The 16082-nt window shown below is 31.4% G+C and carries 13 protein-coding genes; 6 read left to right on the forward strand and 7 right to left on the reverse strand.

Annotated elements, in window-relative coordinates; translation table 11 throughout:
• Positions 1-29 precede the first annotated feature (29 nt).
• Positions 30-1076 carry a sensor histidine kinase gene (locus ACIQ16_RS04880; RefSeq protein WP_396149178.1) on the reverse strand — a complete coding sequence of 349 codons (1047 nt, stop codon included), beginning with the start codon at positions 1074-1076 and terminating at the stop codon, positions 30-32.
• Positions 1066-1761: a response regulator transcription factor gene (locus ACIQ16_RS04885; RefSeq protein ID WP_396149180.1), complete on the reverse strand. Its 696-nt coding sequence runs from the start codon at positions 1759-1761 to the stop codon at positions 1066-1068. The genes ACIQ16_RS04880 and ACIQ16_RS04885 overlap by 11 nt, the downstream gene beginning before the upstream one ends.
• A 191-nt stretch (positions 1762-1952) precedes the next feature.
• Between ACIQ16_RS04885 and ACIQ16_RS04890 the strand changes: the two genes are divergently transcribed.
• From ACIQ16_RS04890 to ACIQ16_RS04900, 3 genes are all read left to right on the forward strand, one after another.
• Positions 1953-4724 (forward strand): carboxypeptidase-like regulatory domain-containing protein, encoded by a 2772-nt coding sequence (locus ACIQ16_RS04890; RefSeq protein WP_396149182.1) that lies wholly within the window; start codon positions 1953-1955, stop codon positions 4722-4724.
• Between the two features lie 142 nt (positions 4725-4866).
• Positions 4867-6036: a hypothetical protein gene (locus ACIQ16_RS04895; protein WP_396149184.1), complete on the forward strand. Its 1170-nt coding sequence runs from the start codon at positions 4867-4869 to the stop codon at positions 6034-6036.
• A gap of 152 nt (positions 6037-6188) precedes the next feature.
• Positions 6189-6539: a toxin-antitoxin system YwqK family antitoxin gene (locus ACIQ16_RS04900; protein WP_396149186.1), complete on the forward strand. Its 351-nt coding sequence runs from the start codon at positions 6189-6191 to the stop codon at positions 6537-6539.
• 55 nt (positions 6540-6594) lie between these two features.
• On the opposite strand, the gene ACIQ16_RS04905 is transcribed toward ACIQ16_RS04900, so the two are convergent.
• Positions 6595-7308 carry a 3'-5' exonuclease gene (locus ACIQ16_RS04905; protein WP_396149188.1) on the reverse strand — a complete coding sequence of 238 codons (714 nt, stop codon included), beginning with the start codon at positions 7306-7308 and terminating at the stop codon, positions 6595-6597.
• A gap of 2 nt (positions 7309-7310) precedes the next feature.
• Complete coding sequence (locus tag ACIQ16_RS04910) at positions 7311-8468, reverse strand: serine hydrolase domain-containing protein (RefSeq protein ID WP_396149190.1); 1158 nt, start codon at positions 8466-8468, stop codon at positions 7311-7313.
• Positions 8469-8660: 192 nt separating this feature from the next.
• Here ACIQ16_RS04910 and ACIQ16_RS04915 point away from each other — a divergent pair, with 192 nt between their 5' ends.
• Both ACIQ16_RS04915 and ACIQ16_RS04920 read left to right on the forward strand, forming a co-directional pair.
• Positions 8661-8906 carry an AbrB/MazE/SpoVT family DNA-binding domain-containing protein gene (locus tag ACIQ16_RS04915; RefSeq protein ID WP_396149192.1) on the forward strand — a complete coding sequence of 82 codons (246 nt, stop codon included), beginning with the start codon at positions 8661-8663 and terminating at the stop codon, positions 8904-8906.
• Positions 8897-9220 (forward strand): type II toxin-antitoxin system PemK/MazF family toxin, encoded by a 324-nt coding sequence (locus tag ACIQ16_RS04920; RefSeq protein WP_396149194.1) that lies wholly within the window; start codon positions 8897-8899, stop codon positions 9218-9220. Before ACIQ16_RS04915 ends, ACIQ16_RS04920 begins: the two co-directional genes overlap by 10 nt.
• An 82-nt stretch (positions 9221-9302) precedes the next feature.
• Here ACIQ16_RS04920 and ACIQ16_RS04925 read toward each other — a convergent pair whose 3' ends face one another.
• Together ACIQ16_RS04925 and ACIQ16_RS04930 are read right to left on the reverse strand one after the other, a co-directional pair.
• Positions 9303-10415, reverse strand: a complete 1113-nt coding sequence (locus ACIQ16_RS04925; protein WP_396149196.1) for an ATP-binding protein — start codon at positions 10413-10415, stop codon at positions 9303-9305.
• Between the two features lie 237 nt (positions 10416-10652).
• Positions 10653-13781, reverse strand: coding sequence for a T9SS type A sorting domain-containing protein (locus ACIQ16_RS04930; RefSeq protein ID WP_396149198.1), 3129 nt, complete (start codon positions 13779-13781; stop codon positions 10653-10655).
• A gap of 98 nt (positions 13782-13879) precedes the next feature.
• On the opposite strand from ACIQ16_RS04930, the gene ACIQ16_RS04935 reads away from it, so the two are divergent.
• Positions 13880-14800, forward strand: a complete 921-nt coding sequence (locus tag ACIQ16_RS04935; RefSeq protein WP_396149200.1) for a WYL domain-containing protein — start codon at positions 13880-13882, stop codon at positions 14798-14800.
• Between the two features lie 109 nt (positions 14801-14909).
• Here ACIQ16_RS04935 and ACIQ16_RS04940 read toward each other — a convergent pair whose 3' ends face one another.
• Positions 14910-16073 carry a class I SAM-dependent rRNA methyltransferase gene (locus ACIQ16_RS04940; protein WP_396149202.1) on the reverse strand — a complete coding sequence of 388 codons (1164 nt, stop codon included), beginning with the start codon at positions 16071-16073 and terminating at the stop codon, positions 14910-14912.
• Positions 16074-16082 lie beyond the last annotated feature (9 nt).

The raw sequence follows: 16082 nt of genomic DNA on the forward strand, positions 1-16082 counted from the left end.
GTATAAAAATTAAAGTTTTGGTAACGCAATTATTTACTCGTTTTCAAGGTAAACGAAAACTCAGAGCCTTTTTGATACGTACTTTGCACAAATATTTTTTCGTTATGTGCTTCAATAATGTGTTTTACAATGGCTAAGCCCAAGCCCGAACCGCCTTCTTCTCTTGAACCACTTTTATTAATTCTGTAAAAACGTTCAAAGATTCTTGACATATGTTGTTGCTCAATTCCTTGTCCGTTGTCGTAAATACGTACTAAAATTTTGGTTTTACTTATTTTTTCAACCGCAATTTCTGTAGTGCCGTTTTCTTTTCCGTATTTGATTGAATTCATCACTAAGTTGGTTAAAACTTGCTGAATTTTATCTTTATCGGCATACACAAATATGGGAGAAATGTACTTTTCATCGAACATTAAAATGATGTTTTTGGCATCGGCTTTCATTTCTAAAAGATCAAAAACGTTTTGAATTTCGTTAATAATATCAAATCCTTCGATGTCGATGTTTAAATCACCGACTTCAAATTTAGAAATCATATCTAAATCTTGTACAATATTAATTAGCCTTTCAACGCCTTTTGAAGCGCGTTCGATATATTTTACGCGTAAGGTTTTATCTTTAATAGCACCCCCTTCAATAAGCGTATCTAAGTAGCCTTGAACTGTAAAAAGTGGTGTTTTTAATTCGTGAGAAATGTTACCTAAAAATTCTCTTCTGTATTCTTCTCGAATATTTAACGATTCAATTTCGATTTTTTTCTCCTTTGCAAAATTTCTAATGTCATTTGTTAAAGTAGAAACATCAGTGGTAACGGTTTTGTTTTGTAAAGAAGTAGCGTCTAATAAAGATACCTCATCATATAATTTTTTTATGCGTTTGTAGATAAAAACTTCTACACGATATTGCATTAGAAAAAAACTAAAGAAAAATAGCGTTACTGGAAAAACTATCAGAATAAAATAGTTAATTGGCTGAATGAAATTATGATAAACCAACAAACTTAAAACTACAAAAAACGAAATATAAAGTGATGATTTAAAGGCAAATTTGTATGATTTTTTAAAACTAATCGCCATTTAATTCAATTTTATAACCCACGCCTTTGATGGTTTTAAAAACATCTTCGTCAATTTTTTCTCTAAGTTTTCTAATGTGAACATCTATGGTTCTTCCGCCTACAATGACTTCATTGCCCCAAACTTTATCTAAAATTTCGGCTCTGGTGAATACTTTGCCTGGTTTTGAAGCTAATAAATATAAAAGTTCAAATTCTTTTCTTGGTAAAACGATGGTTACGCCGTCTTTAATAATTTTATATTCTTCGCGATTAATTTGCAAATTCCCAACCGTTAATGTTTCAGAATTTTCTAATTCTTCGTCTTTAAGTCTGCGTAATAATCCTTTTACTTTGCTAACTAATAACTTTGGTTTTATTGGTTTGGCAATATAATCGTCCGCCCCGACTTCAAAACCAGCTACTTGCGAGTAATCTTCACTTCTAGCGGTAAGAAAGGTAATAATTGTATCTTTTAATTCTGGGATTTCTCTAATTTTTTCACACGCTTCCATCCCGTCCATTTCTGGCATCATTACGTCCATAATAATTAGATGTGGTTTAACTTTTATCGCAAGTTTAACCGCCTCTTTACCATTTTCTGCTTTGGTAACGTGGTAGCCTGCTTGCTCTAAATTATAACCAACAATCTCTAAAATATCCGGTTCATCATCAACCAATAATATTTTTATGTCTTTCTTTTTCATATTAAATATAAAAGTAATTAAAATAATTTAACTTGTGTAAAATTATATATAAAAATGACATTACATACTTATTTACTATTATTTAATCTGTTAACATTATCTTAACACTATCTAAACTAATAAATAACTTCTAAGTAACATTTACATAATTAAGGTGGTTCTATTTTTGCAACAAAAATAAACACAAACTCATGAAATTAAAATTTCTATTTATTGGATTATTCGTTACGGTAATCTCATTCGCTCAAAACACAGCTAAAGTTACTGGGTTAATTACAGACAAAGACAGCAAACAACCTGTAAGTTTTGTTTCGGTATCTTTAAAAGGAACCATGATAAATGCGGAATCTGACATTAATGGTACTTATGAAATTGCTATGAAGCCTGGAAAATATACAATAGTGTATGCTTTCATTGGTTATAAAACTTTTGAAAAAGCTATTACTGTTGCTGCAGATGAAACGATTACTGAAAACGTAGCGTTACAAGAAAATTCGAATAGTATTGAAGGAATTGTAATTAAAGGTTCTACAAATAAAACCAAAGAAACGGCTTTGTTGAAAGAACAACAAAAAGCAGTTGAAATGAAACAAAGCATCGGTGCCCAAGAAATGGAAAGAAAAGGGATTAGCGATGTAGAAGAAGGATTAACGAAAGTAACCGGTATTACTAAAGCAGAATCTAAAGGGCTTTTTGTAAGAGGTTTAGAAAATAGATACAACAACTTATTAATTAACGATTTACAAGTTCCATCTAATAGCCCGTTTAAAAAAATTATTCCATTAGATTTATTTCCTACGGATATTGTTGGTGTTTTAAGTGTGTACAAAACATTTAATCCTAATATTCCTGGAGATTTTGCTGGAGCAACAATTAATGTAGAAACTTCTGAGCCACAAAGCGCTCAAACTAAACTTAGCTTAGGTTTTGGTTATGTTACAGGTAATAATGGAATTGATTTCTTATTAGCTGAAACGGCTAATAATAGCGAAGGTTTTTTCGGAATTCAAAAGAAATTTAGAACTATACCAACACCTTATGGAAACGTAGGAAATGTGTCATTAACTTCTACAGAATATAAAAACGGCTATGCAAACAATTCTTGGAATGTAGATAAAGTTAGTGCGCCAATTAATAATAGTATAAGTTTTAGTCATTCTGACAAATTTAAATTTGACAAAAATCGTTCATTTTCTTATTTAATGTCATTAAACTGGGATAATAAATACCAATTTAGACAGGGAGTAGAAAGAACATTTATTGAAGGTGGAAATGAATATTATAATGATTTCGTTAATACCTCATACAATTATATTACAAGTACATCTGCATTGTTAGGTTTGAAATATAAATCTGATAGATTTCAAATTGCAACCAATTCGATGTTTTTAAGAACTACAGAAAGTTTAATTCAAGATCAATTTGGAGTTTCTGCAACACAAAAAAGTATTCCAAATAGATTAATTAGATTGAATCAATTTGAACAATCTGATTATTTTAACAATCAATTATCGACAAGTTACAAATTAACTTCAGATAATAAGCACAGTGTAAAAGCTGCGGTTTCTTATGTGAAAACTATTTTTGAATTGCCTGATAGAAAATTCTTAGTTGGTTTGCGTAATAACGATTCGTTTTCAAATACTTATGGTGGAAATACACTTAACCGTCAAAACTTTAGAATTAAAGGGAACTATTTTATGAGTGGATTAGTAGAATACAACTTTAATTTTGGAAAAGAAATTGATGGAAAAACAAATAAATTATCTGTAGGATATAATTCTTTCAGAAACAATTTAAGTGCTACCTATCGATTATTTGCTTCTATTCCTATTAATTCTGGTTTACAAAGCACTACTGATATAAATGATATTAATAGCCAAATTATGTCTGATGCGGAAAATGGTTTAATTTTCGAAAGAGAAGAATCAAATGTATCGTACAAACAAAAATTAGATCAATTTGTAAATGCGGGATATGCAAACCTTTTATTTAATATAAATGAAAAATTAGAAATTAATGGAGGTTTACGATTAGAAGCATCAAATAGAATTATTAAATATAGAGATTTAAATACATCTACAAGTTTTGATGACACGTACATTAAAAACCAAGTTAAGAAAAACTATTTCTTGCCAGCCATTAATTCAAAATATAAATTAAATGACAAATCTAATTTACGTTTTGCAGCATCTCAAACCATAACAAGACCTGTTTTAATGGAATTGTTACCGGTACAAATTGTAAATCCTGATGGGACTGTAACATTAGGAAATAAAGATTTAGTAGATACTCAAAATTTAAATGCAGATTTCAAATACGAATTCTTCTCAGACAAAAAAGATATGTTTGCGGTTGGAGTTTATGCTAAAAACATTAAAGACCCAATTGAAAGAATTTATGAAGCGAGTGCTTCTTTATTAACAACATACAAAAATTCAAAAGTGGCTAACTTATATGGTGCTGAGTTTGAGTTTATCTTAAACATGTCAAATATATCTTCAAATTTAGAAAATGTGTCTTTAGGTTTTAATACGTCATTAATGAAAACACAAGTAGAAATTGCTGATAACAACAAATTAGAAAATACTAGAACAAGAGAATTACAAGGTGCTTCAAATTGGGTAATTAATGCTGATGCAAAATATGAATTCAACATCAATCAAAAAATTAAAAACACCGTTACTTTAGTATATGGAGTAAAAGGGAAGAATATTTATTCTGTTGGAACTGCAGGATTAGATCATATTTACGAATTACCATTTCACAAGTTAGACTTAGTGTTGTCAAGTAAATTAACTAAAAACTTAAATGCAAAATTTTCAGCGGACAATATTTTAAATCCAGTTCAAAAATTCGAGTTAGGTTCGAATAATAGAACTGCTATTTTAGAGGATTCATTAATTGTAAGAGATTATAAAAGAGGTGTAGGACTAAGCCTAAACTTAAGCTACACATTCTAAAATTAAAATCCTACTTCGGTAGGATTTTTTATTTACAGAAAATTTACATTGCCAGAAATTCTTAAAATTTTAATAATATATGCTTAACTATAACATTAAGCAGTCATAATAAATTTGTATAACAAAACTAAAATTAAATAACATGAAAAAATTAGTCTTAAGCTTATCGGTATTAAGTTTATTATTCGCAGGTTGTTCTGAAGATAATGATGAAACAGTAGCAACACCAAAAACACCAGTAGTTGGAGAAATTACAGGTGACATTACAGCAAACAGAAATTATGTGTTTGGTAACTATACCTTAAAAGGTATTGTAAAAATTAAATCTGGCGCAACTGTAACTATTGAAGCTGGTTCTAAAATTACTGCTACCCTTTCTGATGGGTCGGTAGATGCTTTAGTAGTAGAAAACGGTGGAAAATTAATTATTAATGGTACAGCTGCAGAACCTGTAGTTTTAACCGAATCTTCTCAAACTCCAGGATCTTGGGGTGGAATTATTATGTATGGAGACGCACCTATTGTAGCAGTTGGTGGATTAACTACTGCAACTTCAGAAGACGGTTTAGCAAATCCTTACGGTGGTACCAATGCTACACACAATGGTGGTACTTTAAGATATGTACGTGTTGAATACGCAGGAAAGAAAATTACTGATGGAACTTCTGAAATGAACGGGTTCTCATTTTACTCTGTAGGATCAGGAACAGTTTTAGAAAACTTAGTAGCTTATAAAGGAGCTGATGATGGTTTCGAATTTTACGGAGGAACAGTTAATTTAATTAACGCTATCTCTTACGGAAATTTTGATGATTCATTTGACTGGCAAGATGGATGGAAAGGTCAATTAAGTACAAACTGGTATGCATACCAAACAGGAACAGGGAACTTTGCAATGGAAATTGAATGTAAAAACAACAACAATGCCTTCTGGCCTAAAGTTTCTAACATTACTTTAAAAAGAGCGGCTGCTACATTAACAGAAAACAATTCTGCTGAATACGATGCGATCCAATTTAAAAATCAAGGAAACGGAGAATATTCAAACGTATTAATTGATGGATATTCTAATCCAAGTGCAGTAGCTGTTAGAATTCAAGATGCAAACACAAATAACAATCAAGTAAATGCAAGTAAAATTAAATTAACGAATGTTAAAATTAATGGTACTACGCCTCAATTTGGTGGAACATCTACAGTTACTTCAATTGTTTTCCCTGCTGGACAATACACTACTTCAACTACTTCAACAGGAGCAAGTTTAACAAATGGTGCTTGGTCAACAGTAAATGGAGCTACATTATTACAATAAGAATTACCCAAAATAAATATCAAAAGCGGTCTAAATTAGATCGCTTTTTTTATGCTCTTTTTTCCAATGTTACGAAATTGTTAAGTTTTTGTTTGGTTAATGTAAAAATATGTTGTAGGTTTACATCATTATTAATCATAACACCTATAATTATGAAAAATTTAGCCCTTATTTTTGGTTTAATTTTGTTTACTTCATTCGGTTTTGCTCAAGAAACTGAGGCAGTTGGAGAACAAATTTCTGAAAACACAGTAAAAGTAACGTATTATCATTCTAACGGTAAAGTAATGCACCAAGGAAATTATATTGATGGAAAAGCAGATGGTTTATGGAAATCGTTTGATGAAACAGGTAATTTAGTTTCGGAAGGTTCTTTCGAACAAGGGAAAAAAACAGGTCTTTGGAATTTTTATACTACAAAAGCATTAAGCGCAGTAGTATATTCTGATAACGCAGTTGCTGATGTTAAAAAATTTAGTACCAATGCTTTAGCAGGAAACTAAAAAAACAATTTGAAATAAAAAAACCACGTAAGTTATTACGTGGTTTTTTTATGTCTTATACTTTCAAAATCTCATCAGAAGTTAATAATTTTTGTAATCGCAACTTTAATATAATTTGCGCTACAGCAATTACATCTTTTTCGCAATACGTAGCAATTCGGTCAATGTCTTTATCCTTGTAGAAAACGTTTGCTACTTCACTTCCATCAATATCATCTTTAGGAGAAGGCACACCCAATACTTTCGTTAATAATTTTAAAGAGGTGAAGTGTTTATAATCGCCAAATTTCCATAATTCTAACGTGTCTAAATGGGGCACTTCCCAAGGTTTTTTACCCATTAAATTCAATTTAGCAGGAATTTTAATCCCGTGAATTAACATACGTCGGGCGATATATGGAAAATCAAATTCTTTTACATTATGTCCGCACATCACGTGTTGTGGCAAATTAAAATGATTGTTTATCAAATTAGAAAAATCCGATAACAAACGTTCTTCATCTCCTTGAAACGTGGTGACTCTAAACTGTCGTTCGCCGCTTTTTTGCGTAAAATAACCTACAGAAATACAAACAATTTTACCAAACTCGGCCCAAATACCGGCTCTTTCGTAAAATTCTTCTGGAGAAACCTCATCTTTTCTTTGATATTGCGTTTTATGTGCAAAAAGTTCTTGAAAATCCGTATCTAATTCCGAAAAATATTCCATTTCTGGAACCGTTTCAATATCTAAAAATAAAATATTGTCTAATTGAATGGTGTCTAACATATTTATTTCTTTTTATTAATCATTTTTAAAGCTTCTTCTACATACACGTACAAATCGTTACTATGAGGATCAGTTGTCGTTTGTTTGCCTTTTAAATGCCCTAATCGGACAATTATAACATCATCTTCTGGCAAGACAATCACAAACTGTCCCAAATGCCCTCGCATATAAAATACTCTTTTTCCATTTATTTGATGCAACCACCAACCATAACCATATTCTGGGCTATCCGAAAAACGCGGTTGCAATGATTTTTCAACAAACGAGCGTGGTAAAATTTGCTTGCCATTCCAAACCCCATTTTGTTTGTATAATTTTCCAAAACGAGCAAAATCTCGAGCCGTACTGGCAATACAACAATACGCCTTTTCAATTCCGGTGTTAGCTTCATCTAATTGCCAAAGCGCCTCGTTTTCTGCACCCATAGGTTTCCAAAAATGCTCAGACACATAATTAGAAAGGTATTCACCAGTGGCTTTTTCAATACACATAGCTAATAATTGTGTGGCACCGCTTAAATAACGAAACTCTTGACCTGGTTTGTCTTTGATGCTCAAACCTAAAATAACTTCTTTTAACTGGTCGTCAAAATACGCCCGAGTTACAATAGAAAACGGACTGTAGTATTTTTCGTCCCAACTTAACCCAGATGCCATAGATGATAAATCACCTACGGTAACTTCTTTGGCAAATTTGCCTTTTAATTTTGGGAAAAAATCGGTAACTTTTTGATCTAAACTTTTTATTTTTCCTTGCATTATGGCTTTACCCAAAGCTGCCGAAACAATACTTTTTGCTATGGAAAAAGAATTGCTTTTAGAGGTGTTTGTGTACCCGTCAAAATAACTTTCATGCCAAATACTATCGTTTTTTATGATTAAAAACGCTACGGTTTGTAAGTTTTTATGAGTCGTAGTTAATTTGTCCGTAGCTGGAACGCTATTGTATGCTTTAGAAACCGCCCAAGGCTGAGCTGTTCCTTTTTGAATGGTACGATTTGGAAACTCTTTATAATCTTCTAAAAAAGCGGTGGTATGTCCTTTTAAATAAATGGTTTTTACGGCACGAAGCAAATAATCTACATCAAAAATATATAAGATCAGAATAAAGCCAACGCTGCTTATAAGAAACCATTTAAAGAAGGCAAGTAACCGTTTCATAGGGCAAAAGATTTGATAAGCAATATAATAAAAATTATAATGTTATTGTTTCTTTCTAATAAAATTATATTTGAAAGCATTTATTTTTGTTTTAGGATTGGATTATGATGGCAGCATTTAATGCATTATTTTTGATAAATTGTTTTGAAAATTAAAAAAATTGTAATTACTTTGTAATAACAAAAAATAGTTATGGAACTTTCAATAATAAACATCGGAAACTCAAAAGGAATTAGACTATCTAAAACAATCCTTGAAAAATATAGCATGCATGATAAAATAGAACTCATTCTTGAAAAAGGGTATATCGTTTTAAAACCAAAAACTGAACCAAGAGTAGGCTGGGAAAAAGCATTCCAAAAAATGCACGAAAACGGAGACGACCAACTTTTAATCAATGACATATTTGAAGACGAAACTTTTGAAGAATGGAAATAAATCAATATGACATCGTATTGGTTAACCTTGATCCTACGATGGGAAGCGAAATGAAAAAGACAAGACCTTGTGTGGTTTTGTCTCCAAATGAAATGAATAAATACTTACAAACCATAGTTGTTGCTCCAATGACAACGAGTTCTAAACCCTATCCAACAAGAGTTGAAATAAAACACAATCAAACAAAGGGTTGGATTGCTATTGACCAAATACGAACAATAGACAGGGCTAGAATAGTAAAACGTTATGAAACTTTAACTACAAAAGAAGTTGTGAAAGTAAAAAAGGTTATTAAAGAAACATTTGTTGAATAAATAAAAACAAAACCCACTCAGAATTTTACTTTGAGTGGGTTCGTTTTTATCCTGCAAGGTTTTCGAAAATACCCCAAAAATATTATAAATACTCCCAAAAATTATCTTTATTTACCACTAAAGTTTCTTTTGGATGGTATTTTTCTGTAAATGATTTAGTAAAATTTACTTTTTTATTTGGATTGTATTTAATTTCAAAAGCCGAAATCTCTCCTTCATTTATTTCGATAAAATCTATTTCCGCCTGTTGCATATTTCTCCAATAGTGTGTTTTACCATAAAATCCTTTATACTTAAGTTGTTTCATTTTTTCACTGATAAAGAAATTTTCAAATAAAGCGCCTACATCCTGTCTGCTCTGCAACGGATTAAATTGTCCAATAATAGCATTTCGTATTCCGTTATCATAAAAATAGATTTTCGGTTTTGCTGTAATTTCATTTCTTTGATTCGTTGAAAAAGGATGCAGTCTAAAAATAACATATACTTTTTCAAGCAAATCGATATAATTGATTACGGTCATTCTGTCAACACCTAATATCTTCGCCAATTCATTATAAGAAACTTCGCCCCCTAATTGTAATGCCAAGGCGTTTAATAATTTCATTAATAAATCTGGTTTTTTGATATTTACTAATTCTAAAATATCTTGGTATAAATAACTTCCAGAAAGTTGTAAAAGTCTTTTCTGTTTATTAGTCTCAGTTACCACTTCCGGATACATGCCGTAGATTAGAAACTCTTCTAAACGAGCATAGGCATTAGCAAACGAGTAATGATTTTTAATTTCACTCCATGACAAGGGAAATAATTGATGTTCCCATTTTCTGCCCGTTAACGGTTCATTAATTTGATTGCCTAAGTCAAGAGAAGAAGAACCCGTTAAAATAAATTGTTTATTTAATTTTGCATCGATTAACATTTTTACTGCTACACCTATGTTTTCTATTCGTTGGGCTTCGTCAATCACAATGGTGTCATAATCCGTGACTAGCTGTAATAGAAATTGGAAATTAGCTGTAGCTAATTGTAATCTAGTTTGTGGGTCATCTCCATTTAGGAACAACGTTTTTTTACCTTCTCCTATTTTTTGAATCAATGTAGTTTTGCCTACTTGTCTAGGTCCAATAACAACAATAGCTTTTTTATTGTCGCAATCGGCAACTAAATTCTGGGTTATAGTTCTTGTTATCATATTGCAAATATAATAAATTCTGTTTAAAACCACAAAATAGTATGTTTTTTTATGGTTTAAACCCTAATATATTATAAAAATTCGCTAGAATTATAAAAGAAGCTATTAAAAAAGGAATATTTCTGTCCTTCCGAACTTATTTCGGAATCTGAAAATTTATTGAATAACTAAAAACCCTCTAAGAGTTTAAAACTCCAAGAGGGTTAGTTGTTTTTAGAAACCTTGCAGGATAACAACCTAGTTTTTAATAATGGTATAACCTTTTGCCACATCATTAACTTTTACAATATATGTACCTTGAGCTAAATCAGATATATTTATTGATCCTTCTAAAGCATTTATATTTTCTTGTTGTACTAATTGTCCTAGCATGTTGTAAATTACTACTTTAGAAATATTTGTTTCTGATTTAAAATTTAAAATACCTGTTGTAGGGTTTGGATATAAATTAAAAACATTACTCATAATATTTTCCTCTAAACCAAGCAATGAAGTAGCATATTTCGCCCAAAAACGATCAGTCCAGAATGGATTTGCAGAAGTTAGTGTTTGAACCCCTGAAGACAAATCAAAATTAGCAGTATCTCTAAATTGACCTGATATCAACAAGTCTTGATTGTTATTCATGCTAACAGAATTTAAAAACAAATTAGTAGCATTTGAATCTATTTTATTCGCCCAAGTAAAGTCTCCATTATTCTTGTTGTATTTGGCCACAAAAATACCCTGAAGAAAAACACCATTTACATTAGGAGAAGCTACTATAAAATCATTGGTTGAAGGGTCAAAATCATTACTTCCTATACCCATCCCGCACAAAATTAATTCATTATTCGTATTTATAAATGAACGAAGTGTATTAATATAAACTACACTACTTGAATTCAGTGCATTTATTTGTTTGGCCCATAATAATGTCCCATTTGATGAATACTTACACATAGCGGTACTCCGCAAGTAACCCGCTGTGCCGTCAGGTAAAGATGTCAAATTATTAACAGAAGTAGGTGATAAATCAAAATCTATTGAACCACTAAAAAAGGTAGTCAAATAGTAATTATCATCATTGTCAAATGTAATTGAAGTGCATGTACTTTCACTATAAACAGATGGATCATTACCTAAAAATATTCCTGAATTTTGATAGTTCCCGCTTAAATCATATTGTGCGGCAAATCCATTGTCACTTACATTTAAATAAGAAACTGTAGGTGAAAAATTTATTACGTTTCCAAATATGTTACCAACAACATATAAGCTATTGTTTCTTATTTGAAAATCATATAAATATTCATAAGAATCTGACCCACTTTGGGTTAAGGTTTTTGCCCACAGATGCTCCCCTTGAGGACTGTATTTTGCAATGTATATTACTTGGCGATTGTTTGGGTTTAGAAGATTGGTGCCAAAAGGAGAAGGATCAAAATCTATTGCAGTGGCTCCAGTGATAGTACCAGAAACATAAAAATTACCTAGGGCATCAAACACAATTCTACGAGTAGCATTAATAGTGCCGTTAATTTGCTTTGTCCATACATTGTTCCCGTTCGAGTCGTATTTAAGCATAAACGAACTTAAAACGCCGTTTGCGTCAGCACTTCCCGCTATATAGGTATTGCCATTTGTGTCCGTATTCATAATAGCAATACTCAATGAAGTGCCGATAGAACCAGGCATTGTATTTCCCAAAATGAAACTTCCAGAAGGCGAATATTTAGAAATGAAAATTCCCGTTCCTAATGGACTAGAGACGTTGTACGTATTTGAGGAGGGATCCAAATCAGTAGTTGCGCTTAATGTACCGACTCTGTATATGTTTCCAGTACCATCAGTTGAAATTAAATTGGTGACCAGGTTAGCGGGTTTAAAACCACCTATTGGCTTAACATAAACATAAGCCCCTACAGTATCGTATTTTGCTATAAAACCATTTGATAAAACCGAAAACTGTATTGCAACCCCTGTTGAAGGATCAAAATCATTTGTTCCACTAAAATTACCCGTTAGGTATATCCCTTGACTATCATTATTTATTACATTAGTGATAGTTGGTTTAATATTCTTGGCATAAACAAAATTTCCACTTGAATCATAGTTTGCAAAATAATTAGTTCCATTAGTTATGTCTAAATTATAAACCGGCGTTCCTGGATCAAAATCTGATGTTGTTGATGATAAAAACGTTCCAAAAATGGTTATATTGGTATTTGAATTATTGAGTATTAACCCTTTGTTTCTAATATTATTTAATGTTTTTACCCATAAATAATTACCATTATTATCGTATTTTGCCAAAAATGTAGAAGTAGTACTTGCAGTAATATTTACTACTGCTGTAGAAGGATCAAAATCAGATGTTTGATTAAAAACCCCTGCAATCAGAATATTATTCATAGCGTCGCAAACAACATTTGGAATTGAAGTTAAAGTTGGTGAGGTTCCAAATGTTATTGGAAATACCTTAGCTCCTATATCTTTAGCCCATACAAATCCTCCCGAAGTGGAATACTTTGCAATATAAGTATTTTGAACAATTTGAGGGTTATTTGATTGAGTGTTTACTAATAAATTTGAACTAGCCGAAGGGTCAAAATCTACCGTGTTTAAATAACTTCCCGAAATTATTACTTCTCCAGTACTTGTTACAGTTTGTGAGTTACAAATATCATTTCCGACTCCACCAATGCTGTATGCCCATAACGGAGCAAGTAATGTGGAATATTTAGCAATAAAAATATCAATCCCACCATTAGAAGATAAATTTAGCGTACTTGCTGATGGATCAAAATCAACTGCGCCCGTGAAATTACCAGAAACTAAAAGTTGATTATTGTTGAAATTCAAACCATTAATTTTTAAATCCGTGTCGCCATCAATACTTCTACCAGATAAGTATGCTCCATTTAAATCGTATTTTGCCAAATAAGCGGCTTCATAAGTTCCATTTGCAGATGTTAAATTTGAGGTGCTTGCAGAAGGATCAAAATCTATAGTGCTGGTATATTTTCCAGCTAAATAAATGAAATTACCCCCTATAACAACTGCACTACAGTTTACATAGCCACTTCCTCCAATGTTCTTTGCCCATAAAAAATCGCCATTAGCGTTATATTTTGCAATAAACATGTCGCCATATTGACTATTAATTGCCGTTAAATTTGTTTCGGCAGTGGAAGGATCAAAATCAGCAATTGCATAAAACCTCCCCATTAAATAGTTGTTTCCATTGCTGTCTTTTATGCTTTTTTCAACAGTTACATTTCCTCCATATCCTACGTTGCTTTCTTTATTTGCAAAAATCAAATCAGGTGCATTTTGAGCAAATAAGCTCGTGGTGAATGCCAATAAAAGTATTAGTTTTTTCATAATTTTTTTTGTTAAAACATTAAACTTTTTCAAAGTTAAATTTTTTTTTTATTACTAAATTAAAAAATCTTATATTCGCGTCATTAAATGGCGTTAAAATGAAACAGATAGAACGTATTGCAAAGATTATAAACGTATTAAAAGAAAAAAGAGTTTCCGCTGAAGAGTTAAAAAAAATATGCTCAGAAAATCATGAGGCTGTTTCTATACGTCAAATTCAAAGAGATATTAATGATGTTCCTCTTTTTTTAAATCATGATGAGTTTCTAAATTTAGTTAAAGAAAAGAAAACAATATATTATTGTATTATAAAAAAAGGAAATAATCTTGAAGGTAATAAAATTGAAAACAAAGTTGTTCATAAAACAAAATTTTATAATCAAATTTATACTGAAAACATGCTCAAGAATTTAAGCATAATAGAACAAGCAATATTTAATAATAAAAATATTATTATTCAATCTATAAAAAATGACGAAACAGGTGATAATGCAAATTTTGTATCCGAAGCTTTTAGTTTTTACCCATTACAAATAATAAACCATCGTGAAACAAATTATATTGGCGGTTATAATCCTAAAAAAAAATTAGTTCAAATTTTTGGAATCAATCAATTAACTATTATTGTTCAAGGCGCAACTACTTTTTCTGCCAAGACGCTTAAAATTGTTTTTGAAAATGAAATTAAAAAACGTTTTGGGATTACAAAAAACATAAATGATGAAGTGTATGACATAAAAATAGAGATGACAGATGTTCTGGCAGGCTTTATTAAAAGTCATTACTGGCATGAAAGTCAAAAATTTACTAGAAAAAACAATCTTATGATTTTACATCTAAAGTGTGGTATTAATAGAGAATTAATTGGTTGGATATTTCAATGGTTATATAATATTAGAATTATAGAACCAAAAATTTTAAAAGAGTACTGTCAAAAAACTATAGATGAAATTCAAAAAAATAATACTTCAGATAAAATGTTATTTTATCGGAATATATTTGAAGACAGAAAAAATTAGAAGTAACTTAAAAGAGTCTTTTTATAAAGACCTTGCAGAATGACAAATCACCAGCTAACCACTTACAGCTTATAGCTAAAAGCTAATTGCTAAAAGCTGACAGCTAAAACTACTCCACAAACAACACCAATCCTTTTAAATAATGGCCTTCTGGGTGGTAAATATTGGTTGGGTGGTCTGGGCCTTGTTCTAATTTATGTAAAACTCTTATGTTTCTTCCGGTTTCTATGGCTGCTGCGGCAACGGTGTTGTAAAATAACACATCGTCAATTACTTGTGAGCACGAAAACGTAAATAATATGCCGTTAGGCGCTAAAGCTTTTAAACCGGCAATATTTAAACGTTTGTAGGCTTGCGTTGCCGTATGTTTACTTTTGATGCTTTTTGCAAATGCAGGAGGGTCTAACACAATAACATCATAGTGTTGCGTGTGTTCTTTCATAAAATTGAACACGTCGTCAGCTACGGCTGTATGGTTGGCTTTTGGAAAGTTCAATTCCATATTACTGGCGGCTAAATCCACTGCTTTTTGAGAAATATCTACCGAAGTTACTAATTCCGCTCCAGCGTTCATCGCATAAATAGAAAATCCGCCCGTGTAGCAAAAGGTGTTTAGTACTTTTTTGCCTTTGGAGAATTCGCCTAATAATTTACGGTTGTCGCGTTGGTCTAAAAAGAAACCTGTTTTTTGACCTTCAACCCAATTTACAGAAAACAAAATGCTATTTTCTTTGGCAACGGTTTCTGTGTTCGTTCCAAATAAGAAATAATCGGTTCCGGTATTAGGCAACGTGCCTGAACTTTTGCAATAAATGGTTTCGCAATGCTCGGAAAAATTAGCCTTTATCGCTTCAGCAATTTGCTCCATTTGAAGAAAAATTCCAGTTGAATGGGCTTGAATGACCCAATTTTTATCGTAATAATCAATAATTAATCCTGAAATGCCATCACCTTCTCCGTGAATGACACGGAATGCATTGGTAACTTCAAAATCTAATAATTGAGTACGTAAATACCAAGCCGATTGTAATTTGTCAGCCCAAAAGTTTTCAGAGAAAGTTTCGTCGCCAAACGTCAAAATACGAACCACAATACTTCCTTTATCGCTGAAATAGCCTGTGCCTAAATGAATGTTTTTTGAATCCACCACATCTACCATTTCGCCATCGTTAATTTCACGACTTACGCCATACACCGCACCACTGAAAATCCAAGGATGACGACGTTTAATAGATTTTTCTTTACCTGATTTTAGAATTACTTTTGCTCTCATATTACTTTG

The organism is Flavobacterium sp., assembly GCF_044360715.1.
Taxonomy (GTDB): Bacteria; Bacteroidota; Bacteroidia; order Flavobacteriales; family Flavobacteriaceae; genus Flavobacterium.

Bases quoted from the DNA above. Each gene is read 5' to 3' on its own strand.
- ACIQ16_RS04880 (WP_396149178.1), bottom strand. From the start codon at position 1,076: ATGGCGATTAGTTTTAAAAAATCATACAAATTTGCCTTTAAATCATCA.
- ACIQ16_RS04885 (WP_396149180.1), bottom strand. From the start codon at position 1,761: ATGAAAAAGAAAGACATAAAAATATTATTGGTTGATGATGAACCGGAT.
- ACIQ16_RS04890 (WP_396149182.1), top strand. From the start codon at position 1,953: ATGAAATTAAAATTTCTATTTATTGGATTATTCGTTACGGTAATCTCA.
- ACIQ16_RS04895 (WP_396149184.1), top strand. From the start codon at position 4,867: ATGAAAAAATTAGTCTTAAGCTTATCGGTATTAAGTTTATTATTCGCA.
- ACIQ16_RS04900 (WP_396149186.1), top strand. From the start codon at position 6,189: ATGAAAAATTTAGCCCTTATTTTTGGTTTAATTTTGTTTACTTCATTC.
- ACIQ16_RS04905 (WP_396149188.1), bottom strand. From the start codon at position 7,308: ATGTTAGACACCATTCAATTAGACAATATTTTATTTTTAGATATTGAA.
- ACIQ16_RS04910 (WP_396149190.1), bottom strand. From the start codon at position 8,468: ATGAAACGGTTACTTGCCTTCTTTAAATGGTTTCTTATAAGCAGCGTT.
- ACIQ16_RS04915 (WP_396149192.1), top strand. From the start codon at position 8,661: ATGGAACTTTCAATAATAAACATCGGAAACTCAAAAGGAATTAGACTA.
- ACIQ16_RS04920 (WP_396149194.1), top strand. From the start codon at position 8,897: ATGGAAATAAATCAATATGACATCGTATTGGTTAACCTTGATCCTACG.
- ACIQ16_RS04925 (WP_396149196.1), bottom strand. From the start codon at position 10,415: ATGATAACAAGAACTATAACCCAGAATTTAGTTGCCGATTGCGACAAT.
- ACIQ16_RS04930 (WP_396149198.1), bottom strand. From the start codon at position 13,781: ATGAAAAAACTAATACTTTTATTGGCATTCACCACGAGCTTATTTGCT.
- ACIQ16_RS04935 (WP_396149200.1), top strand. From the start codon at position 13,880: ATGAAACAGATAGAACGTATTGCAAAGATTATAAACGTATTAAAAGAA.
- ACIQ16_RS04940 (WP_396149202.1), bottom strand. From the start codon at position 16,073: ATGAGAGCAAAAGTAATTCTAAAATCAGGTAAAGAAAAATCTATTAAA.